This window comes from Serratia sp. NGAS9, assembly GCF_009905295.1.
In the GTDB taxonomy this organism is placed as follows: domain Bacteria; phylum Pseudomonadota; class Gammaproteobacteria; order Enterobacterales; family Enterobacteriaceae; genus Serratia; species Serratia bockelmannii.
Genome location: NZ_CP047605.1, coordinates 1977261 through 1998964 on the forward strand (window position 1 = coordinate 1977261; position 21704 = coordinate 1998964).

Annotated in this window: 23 protein-coding genes and 1 pseudogene; 18 read left to right on the forward strand and 6 right to left on the reverse strand. The window is 56.0% G+C overall.

Annotation, left to right across the window (positions count from 1 at the left end):
- Positions 1 to 11 precede the first annotated feature (11 nt).
- Positions 12 to 353, forward strand: coding sequence for a YebY family protein (locus GUC32_RS09575; RefSeq protein WP_025302452.1), 342 nt, complete (start codon positions 12 to 14; stop codon positions 351 to 353).
- 352 nt (positions 354 to 705) lie between these two features.
- Here GUC32_RS09575 and GUC32_RS09580 read toward each other — a convergent pair.
- Positions 706 to 897 (reverse strand): annotated as a pseudogene (locus GUC32_RS09580) (tyrosine-type recombinase/integrase); the annotation flags it as partial.
- Between the two features lie 77 nt (positions 898 to 974).
- Here GUC32_RS09580 and GUC32_RS09585 point away from each other — a divergent pair.
- The 4 genes from GUC32_RS09585 (at position 975) to GUC32_RS09600 (ending at position 5213) form a co-directional block, all read left to right on the forward strand.
- Complete coding sequence (locus tag GUC32_RS09585) at positions 975 to 2033, forward strand: acyltransferase family protein (protein ID WP_369435696.1); 1059 nt, start codon at positions 975 to 977, stop codon at positions 2031 to 2033.
- 676 nt (positions 2034 to 2709) lie between these two features.
- Positions 2710 to 3942 carry a hypothetical protein gene (locus GUC32_RS09590; RefSeq protein ID WP_164067610.1) on the forward strand — a complete coding sequence of 411 codons (1233 nt, stop codon included), beginning with the start codon at positions 2710 to 2712 and terminating at the stop codon, positions 3940 to 3942.
- A gap of 365 nt (positions 3943 to 4307) precedes the next feature.
- Entirely contained in the window at positions 4308 to 4727 is a 420-nt protein-coding gene (locus GUC32_RS09595; protein WP_197828404.1) for a hypothetical protein, read from the forward strand.
- 135 nt (positions 4728 to 4862) lie between these two features.
- Positions 4863 to 5213, forward strand: a complete 351-nt coding sequence (locus GUC32_RS09600; protein WP_025302454.1) for a DUF4377 domain-containing protein — start codon at positions 4863 to 4865, stop codon at positions 5211 to 5213.
- A gap of 38 nt (positions 5214 to 5251) precedes the next feature.
- Here the strand turns inward: GUC32_RS09600 and GUC32_RS09605 are convergent, their stop codons facing one another.
- A complete protein-coding gene (locus tag GUC32_RS09605; RefSeq protein ID WP_369435697.1) occupies positions 5252 to 6088 on the reverse strand; it encodes an aminoglycoside phosphotransferase family protein in 837 nt (278 codons plus the stop codon).
- A 200-nt stretch (positions 6089 to 6288) separates the two neighbouring features.
- Between GUC32_RS09605 and fabV the strand changes: the two genes are divergently transcribed.
- From fabV to GUC32_RS09635, 6 genes are all read left to right on the forward strand, one after another.
- A complete protein-coding gene (fabV, locus tag GUC32_RS09610) occupies positions 6289 to 7488 on the forward strand; it encodes an enoyl-ACP reductase FabV (protein WP_025302456.1) in 1200 nt (399 codons plus the stop codon).
- Between the two features lie 157 nt (positions 7489 to 7645).
- Positions 7646 to 8209, forward strand: a complete 564-nt coding sequence (locus GUC32_RS09615) for a DUF2975 domain-containing protein (protein ID WP_033642723.1) — start codon at positions 7646 to 7648, stop codon at positions 8207 to 8209.
- Between the two features lie 7 nt (positions 8210 to 8216).
- Complete coding sequence (locus GUC32_RS09620; protein WP_025302459.1) at positions 8217 to 8432, forward strand: helix-turn-helix transcriptional regulator; 216 nt, start codon at positions 8217 to 8219, stop codon at positions 8430 to 8432.
- A gap of 637 nt (positions 8433 to 9069) precedes the next feature.
- The gene (locus GUC32_RS09625) at positions 9070 to 9369 is read left to right on the forward strand and encodes a hypothetical protein (protein WP_033642724.1); all 300 of its coding nucleotides are present in this window, start codon (positions 9070 to 9072) and stop codon (positions 9367 to 9369) included.
- A 61-nt stretch (positions 9370 to 9430) separates the two neighbouring features.
- A complete protein-coding gene (locus GUC32_RS09630) occupies positions 9431 to 9856 on the forward strand; it encodes a hypothetical protein (protein ID WP_050440156.1) in 426 nt (141 codons plus the stop codon).
- Between the two features lie 33 nt (positions 9857 to 9889).
- Positions 9890 to 10225, forward strand: coding sequence for a hypothetical protein (locus tag GUC32_RS09635; protein WP_160204183.1), 336 nt, complete (start codon positions 9890 to 9892; stop codon positions 10223 to 10225).
- A 37-nt stretch (positions 10226 to 10262) separates the two neighbouring features.
- Here the strand turns inward: GUC32_RS09635 and dcuR are convergent, their stop codons facing one another.
- From dcuR to GUC32_RS09650, 3 genes are all read right to left on the reverse strand, one after another.
- Positions 10263 to 10982, reverse strand: a complete 720-nt coding sequence (gene dcuR / locus GUC32_RS09640) for a two-component system response regulator DcuR (protein WP_033642727.1) — start codon at positions 10980 to 10982, stop codon at positions 10263 to 10265.
- Complete coding sequence (locus GUC32_RS09645) at positions 10975 to 12588, reverse strand: sensor histidine kinase (protein WP_369435698.1); 1614 nt, start codon at positions 12586 to 12588, stop codon at positions 10975 to 10977. The genes dcuR and GUC32_RS09645 overlap by 8 nt, the downstream gene beginning before the upstream one ends.
- 125 nt (positions 12589 to 12713) lie before the next feature.
- Complete coding sequence (locus tag GUC32_RS09650; RefSeq protein WP_173888617.1) at positions 12714 to 13556, reverse strand: class I fructose-bisphosphate aldolase; 843 nt, start codon at positions 13554 to 13556, stop codon at positions 12714 to 12716.
- Between the two features lie 484 nt (positions 13557 to 14040).
- On the opposite strand from GUC32_RS09650, the gene GUC32_RS09655 reads away from it, so the two are divergent.
- The 5 genes from GUC32_RS09655 (at position 14041) to GUC32_RS09675 (ending at position 19476) form a co-directional block, all read left to right on the forward strand.
- Positions 14041 to 14970, forward strand: coding sequence for a sugar ABC transporter substrate-binding protein (locus GUC32_RS09655; protein ID WP_141969395.1), 930 nt, complete (start codon positions 14041 to 14043; stop codon positions 14968 to 14970).
- 75 nt (positions 14971 to 15045) lie between these two features.
- A complete protein-coding gene (locus GUC32_RS09660) occupies positions 15046 to 16530 on the forward strand; it encodes a sugar ABC transporter ATP-binding protein (protein ID WP_025302466.1) in 1485 nt (494 codons plus the stop codon).
- A gap of 15 nt (positions 16531 to 16545) precedes the next feature.
- Positions 16546 to 17586, forward strand: coding sequence for an ABC transporter permease (locus tag GUC32_RS09665; RefSeq protein WP_049204184.1), 1041 nt, complete (start codon positions 16546 to 16548; stop codon positions 17584 to 17586).
- A gap of 65 nt (positions 17587 to 17651) precedes the next feature.
- Complete coding sequence (locus tag GUC32_RS09670) at positions 17652 to 18572, forward strand: sugar ABC transporter substrate-binding protein (RefSeq protein ID WP_043141597.1); 921 nt, start codon at positions 17652 to 17654, stop codon at positions 18570 to 18572.
- Between the two features lie 139 nt (positions 18573 to 18711).
- Positions 18712 to 19476, forward strand: coding sequence for an SDR family oxidoreductase (locus tag GUC32_RS09675; RefSeq protein WP_369435699.1), 765 nt, complete (start codon positions 18712 to 18714; stop codon positions 19474 to 19476).
- Positions 19477 to 19522: 46 nt separating this feature from the next.
- Here the strand turns inward: GUC32_RS09675 and metQ are convergent, their stop codons facing one another.
- Positions 19523 to 20338, reverse strand: a complete 816-nt coding sequence (gene metQ / locus GUC32_RS09680; protein ID WP_141969388.1) for a methionine ABC transporter substrate-binding lipoprotein MetQ — start codon at positions 20336 to 20338, stop codon at positions 19523 to 19525.
- A gap of 236 nt (positions 20339 to 20574) precedes the next feature.
- Here metQ and GUC32_RS09685 point away from each other — a divergent pair, with 236 nt between their 5' ends.
- Both GUC32_RS09685 and GUC32_RS09690 read left to right on the forward strand, forming a co-directional pair.
- Complete coding sequence (locus GUC32_RS09685) at positions 20575 to 21093, forward strand: hypothetical protein (RefSeq protein WP_025302471.1); 519 nt, start codon at positions 20575 to 20577, stop codon at positions 21091 to 21093.
- A 147-nt stretch (positions 21094 to 21240) separates the two neighbouring features.
- Positions 21241 to 21666, forward strand: a complete 426-nt coding sequence (locus tag GUC32_RS09690; protein ID WP_049204172.1) for a universal stress protein — start codon at positions 21241 to 21243, stop codon at positions 21664 to 21666.
- Positions 21667 to 21704 lie beyond the last annotated feature (38 nt).

Sequence of the window (21704 nt, forward strand, 5' to 3'; positions counted from 1 at the left end):
AAGGCCAACACATGAAATCGGTATTACTCGGCATTACGCTGCTGGCAACCGCGACCGGCGCGCTGGCGGCAGACAAACTGGTGAACATCACTAAACTGGAGTACGGCAAACAGTGGGCGTTCACCAAGGAAGAAGTGACGCTGCAATGCCGCAGCGGCGGCGCGCTGTTCGTGCTCAACAACAGCACCTTGATGCAATACCCGCTCAACGATGCAGCGGAGCAGCAGGTGAAGAAGGGCCATCAGCGTGCGCAGCCGCTGGAGGTGCTCCTGCTGGACGACCCTGCCGAACCGGGGAAAAAAATGAGTCTGGCGCCGTTCATTGAACGCGCCGAGAAGCTGTGCGCTGACTAACCGCTTGTTTGCCAACGCCTTGCCCAACGTGCGCGGATTGATGCGCATTTGCCGCATAGTTATTTCGTCACGAAACTATCACGCGGCCGCCGGGCGGCTGGCAAAACTGGCGCGGTAGGCTACTCTTAAAGTGCACGGCTGAACAAGCCCTGCATTAAATGCCAACTTTTAGCGCACGGCTCTCTCCCAAGAGCCATTTCCCTAGACCGAATATAGGAATCGTATTCGGTCTTTTTTTGTGTGATTGATTTATAAGTCTTTTTTTGAAAAAATCGGAATTACTCGAAATTTACTCGAATTTTGATATTCGGCTCTTTTAGAGCATCACGTACTCCTTCCCCCTCGTTTTAAGCTATTTCAGCGTCTTCATTTCCGTTGTATGCCCCAGCAGCTTTTGGGCAAATGCCTTGTCGTTCTGCTTTTCGTACAGGCGGCCGGACAGGCTTCGGATCTCGTGGAACGTCGGCGGGCTTTCTTGAAATTCCAAACCTGATGCTTTCCGCGCGGCGACAAATTTTTTCGTTAGCCCGTCGGGATGGATTGAGTTACTCCTATGTTCCGATAGGTTGGTAATCTGCTGGTAGGTGGCTTATCATTGCGTCAATAACTAAAGGAAATGACATGTCTCAGCGCAATGATATTATTGACTTTTTTAGAGGTGTAGCGGTTATGCTCGTTACCGCCTTTCACCTTTTCCTATGGTCCGGTTCTTTAGGCCGACCGCTACCATTCGGCTTCGATGTGATGGGGCTTTTTGGTAACGGGTGGATCGGCGTTGGAATGTTTTTTGTAATTTCAGGCTATTGTATGGCTGGGTCAAGTGGAAAAGCATTTTCAAGTGGCTTTTCAGCAAAGAAGTATGGCATCTATTTTTTAAAAAGATACTTGCGGATAGCTATTCCATTTTACATATCAATCGCGGTTTGGTTTGTTCTAATTCGAGGTTTTGGCATTGCAACAAAACCTACAGGGGTCTTTGATGTAATATCCCATGCTTTATTTATTCACAATTTTTCAGAAAAGACATTTTTCTCAATTAGTGGGGTTTATTGGTCGCTCGCTGTTGAGATGCAGTTTTATTTAATTCTCCCTGCTCTGGTTGTTTTATTTACCACTGCTTTGGGAAGAGTTGTTTTGTTGGTCAGTGTGTTTGCTGTTAGTATTTTGATTAATGTTTACAGTGAGAATCAATTGTTAACATGGGGCATTCCATCTTACCTTTCACTTTTCGTTTTGGGGTGGCTTTGCGCCATATATCAAAACAGAATAGGTTCATTTATAAGAAAATTGAAAGCTCAATGGATATTGATCGCGTTATTTGTATTGCTTCTTTTCTACAAAGGGCATGGTTTTAATAACAAGATTAAACTATATGAAGTGTTGATTTCATCGGTTTTTGCATTATTAATGGCATCACTTATTAATCGGTTCTCAGGAAAGCGTGTGCCGCACGTTGTGCGCAGTGTAGCATTTGTAGGGAAGTGCTCGTTTTCTATTTATTTGTATAACTATATTTTCTGGGCGCTAGACAGAACCGACTTAACCCCGGTTAAGTTATTTATGGCTTTTGCTTTCGTGATAGGATTTGGCATCTTAATGTATCTAGCCGTTGAAAGGCAATCAGAGAAATTAAGAAAAAAAACCATAAGAAAGGCAGAGGTTAAATTTGCAGTGCAATAAATAATAACTTCAATGTAAGCCCTGGTAATTCAGGGCTTTTTTGTCCGCGCCCCAATTATAACAACCAGTTCATAATCTGAATTATTTCGGGGGCCATCTATGTCATCTGAAGGATTGCCCGTGGATGGCGTCGTTGGCAAAAACATTGTGCTGGGAGCCCGCAGTACGCAACAAGCAACAGACGAAGCAAAGAGTAGCTAGTCTGCAGATAGCGCAGCTCAGTCGACTGATGCCGCGTTTAAGTTTAGTCGTGAGGCGAAAGTAGTAGCAGTGGGAGTATCTGACGATGCAGATCGCGCTGAGGGGGGCGCAAAATTGCTAAGAACATCGCGGACGCCAATACCTACTTTTGATCTCCTCTCTGATTTAGCACTACACTGATTTTGGGATAGGGTCAATGGTTATCGGGAACCCGCATTAGAACTAGTACAGCAATGGGGACGGTCAACTGTAACCACGGATGCACAGGAAACCTTAGCATCACATCACCAGGAAATAATTCTCGTAATGGTGTATTTGGGGACGAGCAAATTTCGGATAGACAGGCCATGCTAGTAATGGTGATGTGTTGCTAACACCTCGATAAATGTGACGCTTGAAGTATTTTGAAGTTGACATTTGGTTATCTATCATTCAATTATTGAATCTCAAATTTAAGTTAAAAGGATATCTAACAATGACAAAAGGGTATGTGTCTTTTTTATCAATTATTCCATTTATGGTGGCTAATTATGCATGTGCATTTTCTACGGCAGATGTTGGCGACATTATTAACAAAGAGATAATTGCCGCCAATGGCAAGCAAATCACTATCAAAGTCAATGAACCGGGTGAGATTAAATCTACAATAAAGCTTGGTGTTGGGCAAGTAATTGAGTTTTCGCCAGGCGTGTGGACTTGCAGTGCGTCACCTTGCATTGTAATTGATAATGCATCCCAAGTTATCGGCTCTGGAATCTATCGAACTCAGTTGAAATTAGCCTCGGCTTCTTCTGGGCCCATTATTCAAAGTGCTGACTATGAAAAACTATCAAGCCTGAGCGAAAAAAATGCATTGAAAATTGCATCACCATTAGATGGTGATAGAAAAAGCCTTCCAGGTGTTAAATACATAAAAATTAAAGACATTACTATTGATGGTGGTGATGGAAAAAAAGCCAGCGTTAATGGTGTTGAAATATATGGTTTATGGTTCTGGCTAGAAGATGTATCAATCGAGCGGTTCTCTGGAGATGCATTAGTTACTCAATTTATTCCAAGCGGTTCTGTTCATCCAGATGAAAATGATGCAATGGAGTCTTACTTTACTCGAGTAAAATTAATTAGCAATAAAGGTAATGGATGGACGATGCGAGGACCGCATGATTCGATTGTTTCTGGGATGATTGCTGCTAACAATGGAGGGTGGGGGATTGATGTTCTGCATAAGGAGGGCTTTTATAGCGGCGGAGGTTTAATGCTTACTAATACCCATCTGTATGCTAACGGTAATGGCATGAGGACTGAGTCAGGGGCAAATATTCTTGCTTATGGGATTGAAAGTGAGGCCAATAAAGGTGTAGGTTTGCTGCTGCGTTCTAATGATTCTATCGTACAAGGAACATTTTATGCCAACAGAACTTATGGTGTTCAAATAGGTGATGATGAGTCTTATTCTGGTGTTAATAACCTCAATCTTCAACTCCATAACAATAAAATAGCACAACTCAAATGGGGGAATAACGCAGGCCATAATATGATTAATGCTGTTGTATTTCCTAATGACTCTAGCCAGAGGTACTTTGAGGGGAGCCCCTCAAATACTGACTATGTGGCAACGTCTGGGCCCAACGCTGTTCAGCAGTTCCCCGGTGGGATTTCGATGGATAGCGATCGGAACATGTATGGGATAAAAGAATCCATAAAATAACCTTCCCTCCTATTAATTTACTATTGATTTAATAATTCACCCCGGAGAATCCGGGGTTTTTTGTATTTTTATAGAGATGTGTTCATTCTTTTGTACATATAGGTATCGTATTCGTTTTTGTTTGTGATTAATTTATAATTAAATTCCTCTTGATCCTCCAGCAACAATCCCCGCTCCTCTTTCGAATCACAGCCACCAACCCGATCTCCATCCCCACCCGCACATATCGCTAATTTAGCCGCACTAAAAGTCATTACGTCATCTATGGCGCTGATAAGCTCCGGTCATTGCTCCCATCACCGGTTAAGCGAGAGCGGCATTATGGGGAATATCAAGACATTAGGCGTTGTAAAAGGACACCTGCGTTGAACGATCGGCTGAGTCGGTTGAAGAGGGCGTTGCCCGGCTATCTCGAGGCGTGGCGTGAGGGGATTTTACCCTCTGACTGGGGGCAGGTGGCTAATCCTGAAGTGGTTGCCGCCCTGTTGGCGGAGTGGGAGGCGCTAAGCGAATTGACGTCTCGGTTCGAAACCGCCACTGAAACTCCCTCCGAACCGGCTGCATTTTGGCAGACGCGTGCCGAGACGCGTGCCGAGTTGATGGCGCAGCGCAATCGCGAACTCAGTGCCCAACTGGCGACGCCAGTCCGTTTGCCCGGCGCGCGGGTGGCCTTTTTTGGCTATGTGAAAACGGCGGTGATGGACGCCAGGCAGGTGAAGGCGGCGATTCGCGATGCCGGTTTTCTCATTGACTGCGATGATAAAAACGACAGCGTACCGTCATGACCTCTGTCCTGTAACGCATGAGTTTGGAGAATAAGCGCGAGCGAATAATGTCGCCTCTGTGATACGGAGCAAGGTTCAATTCATCCAGTCAATTTGTTAGGATCGTCTGACCTACATGACTATTGGTGCAGTACATTGAAAATCAAAGCGTTGTTATTTGTTGCGTTGGCCGCATTGGCCGGCTGCAGCCAGGAGGGAACCTCGATGAATCAGCCCGCAAATGAGAAAGGCGGCCAAACGGAAGTGTTGCTGGTGAACAGCGCGCTGGTGGACTGCGTGGGCGTCGGCCCGATGAAGTGCATGCAGGTGCGTCGCTCCGCGCAGCAGCCGTGGGAGTTGTTCTATACCGGCATCGAGGGTTTCACCTTCGAACCGGGTTATCAGTATCGGCTGAAAGTGCTTGTTACCCCGGTGGAGAACGTGCCGGCCGATGCCTCATCGCTGCGTTATACGCTGATTGAGCAGCTGGAAAAGAACAAGGCGTAATGATTGCAGACCGGGCGAAGTGCGTCCGGTCTGCTGTTTTATAGCGTCAATCCCATCTCCGCCGCGACCTGCTTCAGCTGGTAGCGTGACGTGCGCGTCAGCAAAGGTTCCTTATCGACATAGTAGGCGTAAGCGATAACGCCAATCGACAGTGCCCAGGCGCGACCGCGACGCCAGGTCTCATCGTCCACCTTCACCGCTCGGTGGAAATGTTCGCGGGCTTCCGGCCCCATCAGGTTCCAGGCGACGATCAGATCGACCGCCGGATCGCCGATGGCGATGCCGCCCCAGTCGATCACCGCCGCCAGTTCACCGTTGTCGACCAGCAAATTGCCGGGTTGAATGTCCGTATGTAGCCAGCATGCGCCGGCGGTGTTTTCACGCACCTGGCTCACATTGTCCCACGTCCGCAGCAGGACGGCGGCATCGAGGTGAGGGGCGCACTGGGCGATAGACTCGCGCGTGAGGGCATCTCTGGCGCTGATCGGGCCGCCGCGATAGGCGGTGATCTCATAGTCTGCGGTCGGGATGGTATGGAGCGTGCGTACGAATTCGCCCAACTGCGTCGCCAGCGCCGGGCTGCATTCGCCGCAGGCGGGCGTGCGACCGCTGATCCAACGGCCGATGCTCCAGGCGAAAGGATAGGCGTCATCCGGCTTGCCCTGGGCTAACGGCGCTGAAATCGGTGCCGGCAGATGAGGGGCCAGCAACGCGGGGTAGCGGTTCTCGCGCGCCAGCGCTTCGGCCGCCGAGGCGGTACGCGGCAGGCGAATGAACAGCGCGTCGCCGAGCCGCAGCATCACGTTGTCGGTACCGCCGGTGGTGACGAGTTCGATGGGTAACGCCGCCCAGGCCGGGAACTGTTCGGCGAGCATAGCTCGGACATGGGGGAGAGAGATTTCGGCCTCATCGGCATGTATTTTGGGAATGGCATTCACCCGGTACGGCTCCTTCACTGGCGCAGGGGGCTGCCCCGACTGGTCTGTTCACTGCGCTTGTTTTCGCACTTTCTTAAGTATATCGAGAAAATCAGGTATATTGTTCTTCGGTTTTTAGCTACCAAGAAAAAATTACTATGATTATCAAACCTAAAATTCGTGGTTTTATCTGCACCACCGCTCACCCGGCAGGCTGTGAAGCCAACGTCCGTGAGCAAATCGCCTACGTTAAGTCGCGCGGCGAACTGAAAAACGGGCCTAAAAAGGTGCTGGTCATTGGTGCATCCACCGGTTACGGTCTGGCCTCGCGCATCAATGCCGCTTTCGGCAGCGGTGCGGCCACCATCGGCGTATTTTTCGAGAAGCCTGGCAGCGAAGGCAAAACCGGTTCCGCCGGTTGGTACAACTCCGCCGGTTTCGACAAGGCAGCTAAAGAAGAAGGCCTGTACGCGAAAAGCATCAACGGCGACGCATTCTCCAACGAGTGCCGTCAAACCGTGATCGATCTGATCAAAAAAGACCTGGGTCAGGTTGACCTGGTGGTTTACTCGCTGGCTTCGCCGGTGCGTAAAATGCCGGAAACCGGCGAAGTGGTGCGTTCCGCACTGAAGCCGATCGGCGAGCCGTACAAATCCGTTGCGCTGGACACCAACAAAGACGTGCTGGTTGAAGCCGTGGTCGAGCCGGCCAACGAGCAAGAAATCGCCGACACCGTGAAGGTGATGGGCGGCCAGGACTGGCAGCTGTGGATGGACGCGCTGGACGAAGCGGGCGTGCTGGCGGATAACGCGCAGTCTGTCGCTTACTCCTACATTGGTACCGATCTGACCTGGCCAATCTACTGGCACGGTACGCTGGGCAAGGCGAAAGAAGATCTGGATCGCGCGGCGCAGGCCATCAACCAGAAGCTGCAGGCCAAAGGCGGCGCGGCTTACGTTGCGGTGCTCAAGTCGGTGGTAACTCAGGCCTCCTCCGCCATTCCGGTGATGCCGCTGTATATCTCCATCGTGTTCAAAATCATGAAGGAGCAGGGCATTCACGAAGGCTGCATCGAGCAGATCCAGCGTCTGTTCGCGACCAAGCTGTACAGCGGTGCGGCGCCGGACACCGACGAGAAACACCGTCTGCGCCTGGATGACTGGGAACTGCGCGATGCCGTGCAGGAAACCTGCCGTGAAATCTGGCAGCAGCTGAACGACAATAACATCAACGAACTGACCGATTACCAGGGCTACAAGGCGGAATTCCTGCGCCTGTTCGGCTTCGGTCTGCAGGGCGTTGATTACGATGCCGATCTGAGCGGCGAAGCCAACTTCGACGTGATCGAACTGGTCTAAGCGCGTCGAGCAGTCAAACAAGGTCGGGTTAGCCCGGCCTTTTTTATTGCCCGCGCATTGGCGCCCACCGTCTGACTCATCAGTCCACTTGATCATTGACAGCAATAAATTATCGTTTTACGATAATTTATTGCTGTTGATTAAGGGATAGAAAATTATGGGCGCTGCGCCAAGGATCCATCTGCCGCTGTACGTGCGTTGTCTGTGTTTGCTCATTATGGCGATGCTGATCGTCAGCACCGGCGTTGAGATGTTCATCATCGTGCGGGACTGGCTGCAGGGCGTAGCCTATCGCGATATCGTCGCCTCTTACCGGGAATATTACCCGGAGCTGCTCGCCTACGCGATCCCGCAGCAACGCTGGGCGCTGTTCGCCACGCTGGTTATCGACATGCTCGGTTATTTGCCCTATTACAGCGCGCTGCTGTGCGGCGCCGGGCTGTTTTATCAATTCTTCCGCGGCAACGTGTGGCATCGCAACAATATGGTGCTGTTGCAGATCATTGGCATTTTGCTGATCGTCGATGTGTTGTTCCCGTCGTTAGCCGGTCTGCTGCAGGTGATGGTATTGACCGCCGATGAAAAAATGCTGTTTATCCTTTATTATGGCGTCAATAGCGAGTCGGTGCGCTCGCTGATCGTAGGCTGCGCAATCCTGGTATTTAGCCGGGTATTTCTGGAAGCGTTGCGGCTGAATGAAGAACAGCTTTCTTTCGTGTGAGAATAGAGTGGCAATAATCGTAAGTCTTGATGTCATGTTGGCCAAAAGGAAGATGCGTTCAAAGGAGCTGGCGGAGCAGGTGGGGATCACCGAGCAAAACCTGTCTCTGTTGAAAAACGGCAAGGTCAAGGGAGTCAGGCTGGAAACGCTGGACAAGATCTGCCGCATTCTCGACTGCCAGCCTGGCGATCTGCTGGCCTGGCAGCCGGACGGCGAAGAGTAAGATCCCAGCGCACTCGGAAGTGCGCTGAGCCTGCTGGCCCATTTCTGCGATTAGCGTTGTCTTATTGAACGATATTTGTTTGATTCAGGTTAATTAAAATAACGGGTGATTAACACTTGCGTATTCTTTTTGTCGCAGGCGATTGCATGCGGCGAAAGTTATTAAACTAAATAAACTCGTTTTTCATTTACCGTCACTACCAATAGCGTTATTTTAAGGGAAATAGTATGACATGGCGTAATTCTCTTCTGGCATTGTGTCTTGTATTAAACGGATGCAGTGCCATTCACCCCACTGTTTCATCCTCATCCTCCTCCACTCACTGGGGGAATTGGGGAACACCGCAGCCCGCAACGCGAGAACAGAAACAGCGCATTATCGCCGGCGAATCCGCCGCTGCCGTGCTGAATGAAGGCCGGGTCGGTATCGGCGGTACGCTGGACTGGTCGAAAATAGGGGGACGCTAACCGCCGCTCTTTATTCGGCGGGGCGGCAGACGTTATCTCAAAGATATTGTGGAACGGTTTATTATTAATTCGCTACTCTGTTTTTCCGATGCGTTATTTATCTTTAAACGATGAATCTCTGCTTGTTGAATATATATCAACATACCCAGACATCCTTACAGGAGTTTTCAATGGCAAAGCGTATTGTCGCCATGTTGATAATGTCGTTGTTGAGTCTGCAAGCAAATGCGGCCCGTTACGATCGGCAATGCGAGGGAATTTCTCCCGTGCTGTTTCAGAAGAAATTGAAAGAGCTGGCGCATGGCCTGCGACAAGAGATGGCTGAGCCGACCCCGCCCACGGAGAATGAGGCCGAAACCCTGGCGCGTCTGGCGGAATGCGATGCCGAAAACGCGAAAGCGCCGGCGACGGGAGGGCAACATGCGCCCGATCCCGCGGAGCCTCAGGTGTCTTCACTCAACGGCTGTTGAACGGTTCTCTGCGTCGTTTTTCGCGGCGCGCCCCAGTCGGCTTATTCATGGAGCTTGTGTATTGAAACTACCTTCGTTAATCGCTGCGGCGCTGGCGCTGCTGGCCTCATTTTGCAGTCAGGCGTTCATCGATCGCCATTCCTCGCCCGGCGCCTCGACGGAAAGTCCCTCTGCGGCGGGGTGTCCGGCGCGGCTGGATGGCTTGTTGCAGCATATTTGGTTGGCTGAACAGATTCAGGCGGAGCGCATGCAGCTGGCGCTGCTGCGTGCGGAGCGGGAAGCGTTGGAAATCCGGTTGCAAACGCAGGAAGCGGCGAGACCTTCCGCGCAGGGGCATCAGAGCGCCCGATCGGCCTGTGAGCAGGGTGCCGATATCGTCCGCTGCCTGTCGCTGCGTCTGCGGCGGACGTCTCTGACGGGGCCGCATCGGCCGTTTGTCGGCGTTTATTGCCGCGCCTGGCTGAATGGCCGGCCGCTGAATTGCTAAAGATGAGAACAGGGATTTGTCAGGAGTTTATCGATGAAAAGGCTAGTGTTGGCCGGCGTGGCCCTGTGTTGCGCCTGCTTTGCGCAGGCGCGGGTGGATTTGGAATACCACGCGGCGCCGCCGAAGGACAATAAAGTCCCCGAGGAGTACCAGAAAAAACGCAGCGCGCTGCGCCACAAGGTGTGGAATGTCGACAGCCTGACGCAGGCCAATGAGCAGGCGATTGCACGCGAACAGCAGCGCGAGGCCGCAGAAGCCGCCAAGCGGCAGCAGCGTCACCTGGAGCAACAGCAGAAAAAGCAGCGCTGCCTGCGGATACATTCGAAAGATCCTCACCGCGAGGCGAGGTGTTACATGTACAACTTCTAGCTTTCAACGTCTGGGCGCTTTCTGCGCCCGGCGTCGTTTATGCCGGGCGGCAATGCTCTTTCAGCATGGCGATCGCGTCCGGCTTCAGCTGATACAGATAAACCGGGCGGCCCGTCGCGCCGTACAGAATGCGGGTGCCGAGAATGCCGCTTTCCGCCAGATAGATGAGGTACTTGCGGCAGGACACCCGCGAAATGCCGATGGCGTTGGCCAGGTTGTCGGTGGAGAATTCGCTGTCGTGCTGCTGTTCTATCCACTCGCAGACCGTGCTCAGGGTGATGCTGGTCAGGCCCTTCGGCAGCTTTTTGCTCTCCTGGCCACCGGGCTGGCGGCGCAGCAGACTGTCGACGTCAGCCTGCGAAAACTCGCGCTGCGCCAGCAGCTGCGACTGTTGTCGATAGTGGCTCAGCGCCTCTTTGAAGCGGCTGAACTGGAACGGCTTGATCAGGTAATCCACCACGCCGTAGTGCAGCGCCTTTTGCACCGTGTTCACATCGCTGGCGGAAGAGATGATGATCACATCAGTCTTCTCGCCGAGCTCGCGCAGGCCGGGCAGCAGATCCAGCCCATTCTCCTGCTGCATGTAGATATCCAGCAGCACCAGATCGATGCTGACGCTGGCGTCGGCCAGCAGGGCGCGCGCCTGGCCCAGGGTGGCGACCGTCGCCTGGCAGTGAAAACCGCCGATCTGGCTCAGGTAGTATTTGTTCAGCTCCGCCACCATCGGGTCGTCGTCGACAATCAGTACGTTAATCATGGGTTTCGCTCTTGGCCTGATAGGGAAGGTGCACGAAAAATTGGGTCAGCTCGCCCGGTTCGGACTCGACATCGATGCCGCCGCCCAGTTTCTCCAGATGGCTGCGGATCAGCGCCAGGCCGATGCCGCGTCCCGTTCCCTTGGTGGAAAATCCGTGTTCAAAGATGTGCGCGGCGATCGCCGGATCGATGCCGGGGCCGTCGTCGCTGACGATACAGTGTAATTGATCGTCGTGGTGATGGAAGCTCAGGCCGATCTCGTGGCCTTCAACGCCGTCGATGGCGTCGATGGCGTTTTCGATCAGGTTACCGAGCACGCTGATCAGCACGTGCGTGGTTTCCGCGTCGTCGGTTTCCGGCAGCAGGCTGGTTTCCTCTATGGTCAGTTCGATGCCGGCCTCATGGGCGCGGCTGATCTTGCCGATGAAGAAGCCCGCCACTTCCGGCGAATGGATCTTGCGCAGCAACGCGCCGATCTCTTCCTGGTAGTTGCTGGCGGTGTTGATGATGTAGTTTTCCAACTGCTGATAGGCCTTCATGTGCAGCATGCCGAGTATCACATGCAGCTTGTTCATAAATTCGTGCGACTGCACCCGCAGGGCGTCGGCGTAGTGTGCCATGCCGCTCAGGCGCTGCAGCAAGCGGCTGACCTCGGTTTTGTCGCGGAAGGTGGCGATGGCGCCGGTCACCTTGCCGTTGACGATCACCGGCACGGTATTGGTCAGCAGTTCGCTGCCGTTGAAGCTGATCTGCCGATCGCGCAGCGGTTCGCCGCTGGCCAGCACCTCCGCCAGATGCAGCTGCGCCGGCCAATGCTTGCTGGCGGCTTCCAGCAGCAGGTTTTCCACCGGCCCGCTCTGGCGCAGCAGGCGCTTGGCTTCGTCATTGACGATGGTGATGCGGGATTCATTATCGACCGCGATCACGCCTTCTTTAATCGACTGCAGCATGGCGTTGCGCTGTTCGAACAGGTTGGAGATTTCGTAAGGCTCGAAACCCAGCATGATGCGTTTGAGCGCGGAGACCAGGAAAAAGGTGCCCAGGCTGCCGACCAGCGCGGCGAAGGCGATGGTCCAATAGATGATCCAGCGGCTCTCCGCCACCACCCGCTGCACGGTGTCCAGCGCGATGCCGAGCGCCACCACGCCGATTTGTTTTTTCTGATCGTCATACACCGGCACGAACACCCGCAGCGCCGGGGCCAGCGTGCCGCGGTTGATGGCGCTGTTGACGTTGCCTTGCAACGCGGGCGCCAGATCGTCGCCGATAAAATGCTTGCCGATCAGCCAGGGTTTAGGGTGCGAATAGCGGATGCCCTGCATATCCACCACCACCACGAACAGTAGCTCGTTTTGATGGCGCACCTGCTCGGCGAAGCGCTGAATGGCGCCGCTTTGATCGCGCCGCTGCAAGCCGTCGATCACGGTGTTGGAGAGCGCCAGCGTGTTGGCGACGGCGATGGCTTTTTGCTGCAGCTGATCTTGCCCTTCGCGGCTCATCTGCACGAAAAACAGCGCGAATACCACCAGCAGCACCGAAGCGATGATGGCGGACACCATCAGCGTGATGGAGGTGCTCAGCTTGAGCGGCACCCGTTGTTTTGGCATGGCGGTTCTCCGAATGGCGATTTCACGGCATATTCTAGCGAGGAATGAGGCAAGCTGCAGTTACCGGCAGCAGGTTATAGCATGCTGCCGGGGTGCGGAGGGGTTATTTTAGTTACAAAAGCGGGTCATTGCTGGTGGTAGAGCTCCAGCGCCTGTTGGCCGCTGGCACCTTGATGGATGATCGCCATCAGGGCGCGCACCACCTGCGACGGATTGCTGTGTTGGTAAACGTTGCGGCCATAGACCATGCCGGAAGCGCCCTGGGCCATCAGCGCGGCGGATTTTTCCAGCACCGGCCCCAGCTCCCCCTTGCCGCCGCCACGCACCAGCGTCGGGCAGCGCGCCGCTTCCACCACGCGGTGAAAATCCTCCACCCGATCGGTCGGATCGGCCTTGATGATGTCGGCACCCAGCTCGCGCGCCAGCCGCACCAGCGGCACGATCTTCTCCACGTCACCCAGAGATCCGTAGGCGGCGCCCTGGCCGGCTGGCGCCATTACCAGCGGTTCGATCATCAGCGGCATGGCGTAGCGATCGCAGGCGTGGCGCAGGCGGCCGATGTTCTCCACGCATTGGCGGAAAATGCCGGGTTCATCCGGGATCATATACAGATTGACCACCACCGCGGCGGCGTCCATTTGCAGCGCGGCGAGGATCGGCGCTTCCGGGTTGTGCAACACCGCCCACATCTCACGGTGGCGCGCGGCGTTATAGGCGTTGCCGACGTCGGTGCGCATCACCAGCGCCGGTTTTTCGCGCTGCGGCGCGCGCTGCAGCAGATCCGCCTGACCGTAGTTGACCTGAATGGCGTCGGGGCGCGCGGCGATCAGGTTGCCCATCACCCGTTCGATATCTTCCAAGCCGATTAAGAAATCCGGTTCGTTGGCGATGCCGTGATCGATCGCCACATCCAGGCATTTGCCGTTATTGAACAGGCGGTTCATCCGCACCTTACTGCTGAGCTGCATGTCAGGTCCTCCTGAGATAGGGATATGTCCATTATTGCCGAGTAAGGATGGTCGGGAAACGCGGAAACCGCAAACTGCGTGGCCGCTCGCAGTTTTTGCCGGCGCACGAAAGGGGAACGCTTGCCGGCGGCTTGCATTTCATTTGTTAGATCCGTGTCATGTTTTTGTTAATAAGCCATTCCAAAATGCATGTTTCGCTTGTTTGGGTTAAAAAGTTTCAATAATCTAAATTATGAAATAAACATTTAAAAACGTGCTAAAGACGCCGTTTGTTGTGCCAGGGGTTTATTTCAATTGGTTGTTTTTAATCTGTTTTGAGATATCGATCACCATTTTTTCTACGGCCTTAATACGGTGATTACACGGTAAATTCGCCGTATCAAAGGGATAACACCGACCGTAATGTTGTTTGAATGTAAAAAATATTTTTCATTAGCTGTCAACCAACAGACCTCTTCATTCTAACGATTAAAGGGTAACGAACATGAAGCTGAAGAAACTGATCGCCGCCTCGGTACTGATGTGTATGCTGCCGGCCAGCGTGTTGGCGAAAGACATCAAGATCGGCGTTTCCATGGCTTACTTCGATGACAACTTCCTCACCATTCTGCGCCAGTCGATGCAAAGCAAAATGAAGGCCGACGGCAACGTCAGCGGCCAGTTCGAAGACGCCAAGGGCGACATCGCGCAGCAAATTCAACAAATCGAAAACTTCGTCAGCCAGGGCGTCGACGCCATCATCCTCAACCCGGTGGATACCCAGGGCGTTAAGCCGATGATCAAGCTGGCCGAGAAGGCCAAGATCCCGCTGGTGTTCGTCAACCGCAAGCCGGAAGTGGCGCTGCCGGCAGGTATGGCCTACGTCGGCTCCGACTCCAAACTGGCCGGCAAGCTGCAGATGGAGGCGCTGGCCAAGCTGATGAACGGCAAGGGCAACGTGATGATCCTGATGGGCGAGCTGTCGAGCGAAGCCACGCGCGACCGCACCCGCGGCGTGGAAGAGGTAGCGGCCAACTACCCCGGCATCAAAATAGTCGACAAGCAAACCGCCAAGTTCTTCCGCAAAGAGGCGGTGGACGTCACCACCGACTGGATTTTGTCCGGCCAGCAGATTGACGCTATCGCTTCCAACAACGACGAAATGGCCATCGGCGCTATTTTGGCGCTGAAGCAGGCCAAGAAATCCGGCGTGCTGGTGGCCGGCGTTGACGGCACGCCGGACGCGCTGGAGTTCATCAAGAAGGGCGATCTGGCGCTGAGCGTATTCCAAGACGCCAAAGGCCAGGGCGAGGGCGCGGTGCAGACCGCCGTTCAGCTGGTGAAAGGCGAGAAAGTGGAGAGCAACGTGCTGATCCCTTACCAGCTGATCACCCAGGCCAATTACCAGCAATTCGCCGATAAAAACAAGAAATAAGCCTTGAAGCCCGCCGCGGGCGCCGGTGTGGGGCGAGCGCGGCGGAAAACGTGGGTCAGTGCGGAGGTAAGCGGTATGTACCCTTATGTTCTTGAGGCCGAAGGCATCAGCAAGCAGTTCCCCGGCGTCAAAGCGCTGGATAAGGTCTCGATTAAAATCAAACCCGGCAGCGTGCACGCGCTGATGGGGGAAAACGGCGCGGGCAAATCGACGCTGATGAAATGCCTGATAGGCATCTACCACCCGGACGAAGGCTCGATCAAAATCAAAGGCCGGCCGGTCACCTTCAGCGACACGCTGCAGGCGCTGCATTCGGGCATTTCCATGATCCACCAGGAGCTGAACCTGGTGCCTGACATGACGGTGGCGGAAAACATCTGGCTGGGGCGCGAGCCGGCGCGGCTGGGGTTCGTCAACCACGAGCAGCTGAATGAACAGACCCGCGAACTGCTGGCGCGGCTGAACATCAAACTGCAGCCGGATACGCTGGTGGGCGAGCTGAGCATCGCCAACCAGCAGATGGTGGAGATCGCCAAGGCGGTGTCCTACAACGCCGACGTATTGATCATGGATGAACCGACCTCGGCGCTGACCGAAGGCGAAGTGGTGCACCTGTTCGCCATCATCCGCGAACTGCGCGAGCAGGGCAAAGGCATCATCTATATCAGCCACAAGATGGACGAGATCTTTGCCATCACCGACGAAGTGAGCATCTTCCGCGACGGCACCTTCATCGCCTGCGACAAAACCGAAAACCTGACCAAACAGTCGCTGATCACCATGATGGTGGGGCGCGAACTGACGCAGATGTTCCCCAAATTCAACAACAATATCGGCGAGGAAGTGCTGCGGGTGGCGGGGCTGCGCCGCAGCGGCTGGTTCCACGACGTGTCGTTCAGCGTCAAGCGCGGCGAGATCCTCGGCGTCGCCGGGCTGGTGGGCGCCGGGCGCAGCGAAGTGATGGAAAGCCTGTTCGGCATGCACCCGGCGGACGGCGGCGAGATCTTTATCGAAGGCCAGGCGGTGAAGGTGGATTCCCCGGCGAAGGCGATCGAGAGCGGGCTGGCGTTTCTCACCGAAGACCGCAAGAAATCCGGCCTGTTTCTGGTGCTGTCGGTGGTCGAGAACATGAGCATCGTCAACCTGTCGGAATACATCGGCAAGAACGGTTTCGTCAGCCATGTGCAGATGGCCAAAGACTGCATGGATCAGATCAAAAAGCTCAACATCAAAACGCCGACCATGGATCAGATCATCAATAACCTCAGCGGCGGCAACCAGCAGAAGGTGCTGATCGCGCGTTGGCTGTTGGCGCAGCCGAAAATCCTGATCCTCGACGAACCGACGCGCGGCATCGACGTGGGGGCGAAAGCGGAAATCTACCGCCTGATCAGCGAGCTGGCCAACCGCGGCGTCGCCATCATTCTGGTCTCCTCCGAGCTGCCTGAGATCCTCGGCATGAGCGACCGGGTGATGGTGATGCACGGCGGCCGCATCACCGGCATTTTGGACAAAGACGACGCGGACCAGGAGAAGATCCTGGCGCTGGCCTCAGAATAACGAAGGGTGAACATCATGAGTAACGTAAAGATTGAGAAGCCGCTCTCCGCCGATTCAACGGGCAAGGGAGGGCTGTTCTCCGGGCTGAGCGGCAAAATGCCGAAAGACACCGGTATCTTCATCGTGATGATCGGCATCGCGCTGATCTTCGAAATCCTCGGCTGGTACATGCGCGATCAGTCGTTCCTGCTGAACCCGAACCGCCTGCTGCTGATCGTGCTGCAGGTGGCGATCATCGGCATCATCGCGGTGGGCGTCACCCAGGTGATCATCACCACCGGCATCGATCTCTCCTCCGGCTCGCTGATTGCGCTGACCGCGGTGGTGGCGGCCAGCCTGGCGCAGACCTCGGACAGCATCTCGCCGATGTATCCGGGGCTGCTCGATCTGCCGGCGGCGATCCCGATCGGCGCCGGGATTGGGGTGGGCATCGTCTGCGGCTTTATCAACGGCTTCCTGATCACCCGCACCGGCATTCCGCCGTTCATCGCCACGCTGGGGATGATGGTATCGGCGCGCGGCCTGGCGCAGTACTACACCAAGGGGAACCCGGTCAGCTTCCTGTCGGACGGCTTCACGTCAATCGGCCAGGGCGCGATGCCGGTGATCATCTTCCTGGTGATTGCGGTGATCTTCCATATCGCGCTCAAACACACCCGCTACGGCAAATACATCTACGCCATCGGCGGCAACATGACCTCGGCGCGGGTCTCCGGCATCAACGTCAATAAGTACCTGGTGACGGTTTACACCATCGCCGGCGGCCTGGCGGGGTTGGCGGGCGTGGTGCTGGCGGCGCGCGTCAGCAGCGGCCAGTCGAGCATGGGGATGTCGTATGAGCTGGACGCCATCGCCGCGGCGGTGATCGGCGGCAGCAGCCTGATGGGCGGCGTCGGGCGCATTACCGGCACGTTGATCGGCGCGGTGATCCTCGGTCTTATCAAAAGCGGCTTCACCTTTATCGGCGTCGATTCTTACATTCAGGACATCATCAAAGGCGTGATTATCGTCGCCGCCGTGTCGATCGACATGCGGCGCAACCGCAAAAAACACTGATTGCCGTGAATTGCCGCCGGCGCCAAGGTGGGCCGGCGGCGTTTTTTTACCCGGGGGAACACATGATGAATTACCTGAAAGGGCTGTGGCTGGCGGTGGCGCTGTGTGCGTCCACTTCGGCATGGGCGCAAACCATCGGCGTATCGATGGCCTATTTTGACCAGAACTTCCTCACCATTATCCGCCAGGCGATCGACAAGGAGGCTAAGGCGCGCGGCATTACCGTACAGTTCGAAGACGCGCGCGGCGACGTCGGCCGCCAGACCGATCAGGTGCAGAGCTTTATCAGCGCCGGGGTGGACGCGATTATCGTCGATCCGGTCAACTCGGCCAGCACCCCGGTCATGACCAAAATGGTCCAGGCCGCCGGCGTGCCGCTGGTGTACGTGAACCGCACGCCGGGCGACGCCAAACTGCCGCAGGGCGTGGTGTTCGTCGGCTCCGACGAGCGGGAGTCCGGCACGCTGCAGATGGAAGAGCTGGCGCGGCTGGCCAACTATCAGGGCAACGTGGCGGTAATGATCGGCAACCTGACCGACGCCGGCGCGCTGCAGCGCACCAAAGACGTGGAGCAGGTGGTGGCCAAGTACCCGAAAATGAAGGTGGTGCAGAAGCAAAGCGCCAACTATTCACGCAGTGAAGGCATGGATCTGATGATGAACTGGCTGACCAACGGCGAAGCGATCGACATCGTCGCCGCTAACAACGACGAGATGGCGATTGGTGCGATCATGGCGCTGCAGCAGGCGGGCAAGGCGGATAAGAAAGTGCTGATCGGCGGCATCGACGCCACGCCGGACGGCCTCAAGGCACTGGCCTCCGGCAAGATGCAGGTCACGGTGTTCCAGGACGCGGTCGGCCAGGGCAAGGCCTCGGTCGATGTGGCGCAGCGCATGATCAACGGTGAAAAACTCGAGCCGTATTACTGGATCCCGTTCGAGCTGGTGACGCCGGCCAATCAGGGGAAATATGCGGCCAGGCCGTAAGTTAACCGCCAGGTTCGCGTTGCCGGGGCGCTGCTTGCAGCGCCTTTCTTATTGGCGTCAGTTACATGTCCGCTTGCGGCCAGCGCGGCGCCGAATCTTGCCTCACACTGAGGATCTTTAAACCGCGTGAGGATGAGCGATGAACGCATTAAACGGCAAGGTGGCGGTGATCGGCGGCGCCAGTTCGGGGATCGGCAAAGCGGCGGCGCTGCTGTTTGCCCGGCAGGGCGCAGCGCTGGTGTTGGGCGCGCGGCGCGCGCCGCTGTTGGCCGAGCTGGTAGAGGACATTCGGCGCGAGGGCGGCCGGGCGTTGGCGGTAGCCGGTGACGTGCGCGACGAAGCCTTCGCCGAACGGTTGACGGCGACGGCCGTCGATGAGTTCGGCGGGCTGGATATCGCTTTCAACAACGCCGGCACGTTGGGGCCGCTGGGGCCGTCGCTGGCGCTCAGCGCGTCAGAATGGCGCGACGTGCTGGAAACCAATCTATCCAGCGCTTACTACAGCGCCAAATATCAAATCCCCGCCATGCTGGCGCGCGGCGCAGGCTCGGTGATCTTCACCTCCACGTTCGTCGGCCACACCGCGGCGTTTCCCGGCACGGCGGCCTATGCGGCCGGCAAGTCGGGGCTGATCGGCCTGACGCAGGCGCTGGCGGTGGAGTTCGGCGGGCGCGGCATTCGGGTGAACGCGCTGCTGCCGGGCGGCACCGATACGGCGATGGGCCGGCAGATGAGCAATACCCCGGAGGCGCTGGCGCAGGTGGCCGCACTGCACGCGCTGAAGCGGCTGGCGATGCCGGAGGAGATCGCGCAGGCGGCGCTGTATCTGGCGTCTGACGCGTCCTCATTCGTCACCGGCACCGCGATGCTGGTGGACGGCGGCGTATCCATCCAGCGCGGCTGAGGTTGGCATGGCCCGTGGCCGGGCGCCACGGGCCCTACGCGAGGCGTTACCAGCCTTTGACGGCGTCGCCCTTGTAGATGTCGGCGGCGCTGGCCGCCACTTCGTCGGTCTGATAGGCCTTGACCAGATCCTTCACTTTCTCGCTGTCTTTATTGTCGATGCGGCTGGCGAAGATGTTGACGTACGGCGAGTTTTTGTCTTCGACAAACAGCCCGTCCTTGGCCGGCGACAGGCCAATCTGGCTGGAGTAGTTGGTGTTGATGACAGCCAGCGTCACTTTCTGATCGTCCAGCGCGCGCGGCAGCTGCGGCGCTTCAATTTCGACGATCTTCAGCTTTTTCGGGTTGCCGACGATGTCGAGCGCGGTCGGCAGCAGGCCGACGCCGTCTTTCAGGGTAATCAGCCCTTGTTTTTGCAACAGCAGCAGCGAGCGGCCCAGATTGGTCGGATCGTTCGGCACCGCCACCTGCGCGCCGTCCGGCAACTGGCTGAGTGCGGTGATCTTCTTCGAATAGCCGGCGATCGGGTAGACGAAGGTGTTGCCCACCGCCGCCAGCTTGTAGCCGCGCTCCTGCATCTGCTTGTCCAGATACGGCTTGTGCTGGAAGGCGTTGACGTCCAGATCGCCGTTGTTCAGCGCTTCGTTCGGCAGCACGTAGTCGTTGAAGGTCACCACCTCCACGTCCAGATCGTATTTCTGCTTGGCCACTTTCTGCACCACCGCCCACAGCGACTGATCGATGCCGGCGCTGATGCCGACCTTGATGTGGTGATCGTCCTGTGCCGTCGGGCCGCAGGCGGTCAGCAGCAGCGTGCCGGCGGCGGCCAGCGCCAGGGTGAGGTTTTTCAGCGTAAATGTCATTTTCCCAGGGTCCTTGTCAACATTGCCTGCTAATTTTGGCGGGCAGAATAGTGGCAGTGACTGTAGGTAATCGCTGGGCTAAAACAAAATACTGATTCACTATGACTCATAGCGATTAGCTATGAGCGGCCGCTGCCCGGCGCGGTGCGGATTGCTTTGACGGCGAATCGACGGGCTTATTATGATAGCCGTTGGCCCGCAAGGGCAGACTGGGTACTGAAACGAAGGAAAAGACAATGCGATTGAACACTTGGAGCAAGGCGCTGCTGCCGCTGGTGGTGTTGGCCTGCGTCTCGGCGACTCAGGTTCGGGCGGCGGAGAGCGATACCGGACCGATCCCTAAACAGCTGCTGGGCAACTGGCGCGTCAGCAAGATCGTGCCGACCCAGACCACCGGCTGCTGGGATCAACAGCAGGCGCAGAGCCTGATCGGCGGCAAAATCAGCTATAAGGCGGATGCATTCAGCTGGAACGGCACGGCGCTGAAAAGCGAAGGGGCCACCGTCAGCACCGTAGAAGCGCAGGAGTTTGTCGAGGACAATTCCGGCAGCAGCTCCTACATCGATTTCCCGATGCTGGGCATCAGCACGCCGTCGGTCGAACGCGTGGTCATTCAGCATGCGGATACTACCATCAAAGGCATCACCGATCAGGGCACCGATGGGGTGCCCGGCGATAACGTGCTGGTGAAAGACGCCAACACGCTGATCCTGTCGTTGTGCAACGTCTGGTTTGAGGCGCAGCGCGAGAAGTAATTTTTGCCTTCAGCCCCGGCAACGGGGCTTTCCCACCGCATCGCCACCTGTCGTACGCGCCATTTCTGAACTAAAATTAACCATAACGATATGACCCTGACGTGATATCGGAGCCTCGGCTCTACCGAGTCCATGACAGGAGGCGCTATGTGTTACCACCATATTGTCATCGCCACCGATCTGAGCGATGACGGCAAACGGTTGGTCGAAAAGGGGGCGCTGCTGGCGGAGGCGCTGCAGGCCAAACTCTCGCTGATCTATGTCGACGTTCACTACGACACCTACCACGCGGCGATCGGTTTTTCGGAGCGCAGCGATAACGGCGTGCCGTTCGAAGAGAAGATCCGCAAAGAGCTGGAGCCCACCACGCAAAACGTTAACTACCCGATCGCGGAAGTGATTATTGGGCGCGGCGGCTTCGTTGACGAACTGCGCACGGCAGTCGTGGACAAGAACATCGATCTGCTGGTGTTCGGCCATCACCACGATCTGTGGAGCAACCTGTTCTCTTCCACCCGCAATGCCATCAACCAGTTGAATATCGACGTGCTGGTGATCCCGATCCGCTCATAAACGCGGGCCACCGCCGGGCAACGATGGCGGTGGCCGCT

Bases quoted from the DNA above. Each gene is read 5' to 3' on its own strand.
- GUC32_RS09575 (WP_025302452.1), top strand. From the start codon at position 12: ATGAAATCGGTATTACTCGGCATTACGCTGCTGGCAACCGCGACCGGC.
- GUC32_RS09585 (WP_369435696.1), top strand. From the start codon at position 975: ATGTCTCAGCGCAATGATATTATTGACTTTTTTAGAGGTGTAGCGGTT.
- GUC32_RS09590 (WP_164067610.1), top strand. From the start codon at position 2,710: ATGACAAAAGGGTATGTGTCTTTTTTATCAATTATTCCATTTATGGTG.
- GUC32_RS09605 (WP_369435697.1), bottom strand. From the start codon at position 6,088: ATGCTCGCCGAACAGTTCCCGGCCTGGGCGGCGTTACCCATCGAACTC.
- fabV (WP_025302456.1), top strand. From the start codon at position 6,289: ATGATTATCAAACCTAAAATTCGTGGTTTTATCTGCACCACCGCTCAC.
- GUC32_RS09615 (WP_033642723.1), top strand. From the start codon at position 7,646: ATGGGCGCTGCGCCAAGGATCCATCTGCCGCTGTACGTGCGTTGTCTG.
- GUC32_RS09625 (WP_033642724.1), top strand. From the start codon at position 9,070: ATGGCAAAGCGTATTGTCGCCATGTTGATAATGTCGTTGTTGAGTCTG.
- GUC32_RS09635 (WP_160204183.1), top strand. From the start codon at position 9,890: ATGAAAAGGCTAGTGTTGGCCGGCGTGGCCCTGTGTTGCGCCTGCTTT.
- dcuR (WP_033642727.1), bottom strand. From the start codon at position 10,982: ATGATTAACGTACTGATTGTCGACGACGACCCGATGGTGGCGGAGCTG.
- GUC32_RS09645 (WP_369435698.1), bottom strand. From the start codon at position 12,588: ATGCCAAAACAACGGGTGCCGCTCAAGCTGAGCACCTCCATCACGCTG.
- GUC32_RS09650 (WP_173888617.1), bottom strand. From the start codon at position 13,556: ATGCAGCTCAGCAGTAAGGTGCGGATGAACCGCCTGTTCAATAACGGC.
- GUC32_RS09655 (WP_141969395.1), top strand. From the start codon at position 14,041: ATGAAGCTGAAGAAACTGATCGCCGCCTCGGTACTGATGTGTATGCTG.
- GUC32_RS09660 (WP_025302466.1), top strand. From the start codon at position 15,046: ATGTACCCTTATGTTCTTGAGGCCGAAGGCATCAGCAAGCAGTTCCCC.
- GUC32_RS09665 (WP_049204184.1), top strand. From the start codon at position 16,546: ATGAGTAACGTAAAGATTGAGAAGCCGCTCTCCGCCGATTCAACGGGC.
- GUC32_RS09670 (WP_043141597.1), top strand. From the start codon at position 17,652: ATGAATTACCTGAAAGGGCTGTGGCTGGCGGTGGCGCTGTGTGCGTCC.
- GUC32_RS09675 (WP_369435699.1), top strand. From the start codon at position 18,712: ATGAACGCATTAAACGGCAAGGTGGCGGTGATCGGCGGCGCCAGTTCG.
- metQ (WP_141969388.1), bottom strand. From the start codon at position 20,338: ATGACATTTACGCTGAAAAACCTCACCCTGGCGCTGGCCGCCGCCGGC.
- GUC32_RS09685 (WP_025302471.1), top strand. From the start codon at position 20,575: ATGCGATTGAACACTTGGAGCAAGGCGCTGCTGCCGCTGGTGGTGTTG.
- GUC32_RS09690 (WP_049204172.1), top strand. From the start codon at position 21,241: ATGTGTTACCACCATATTGTCATCGCCACCGATCTGAGCGATGACGGC.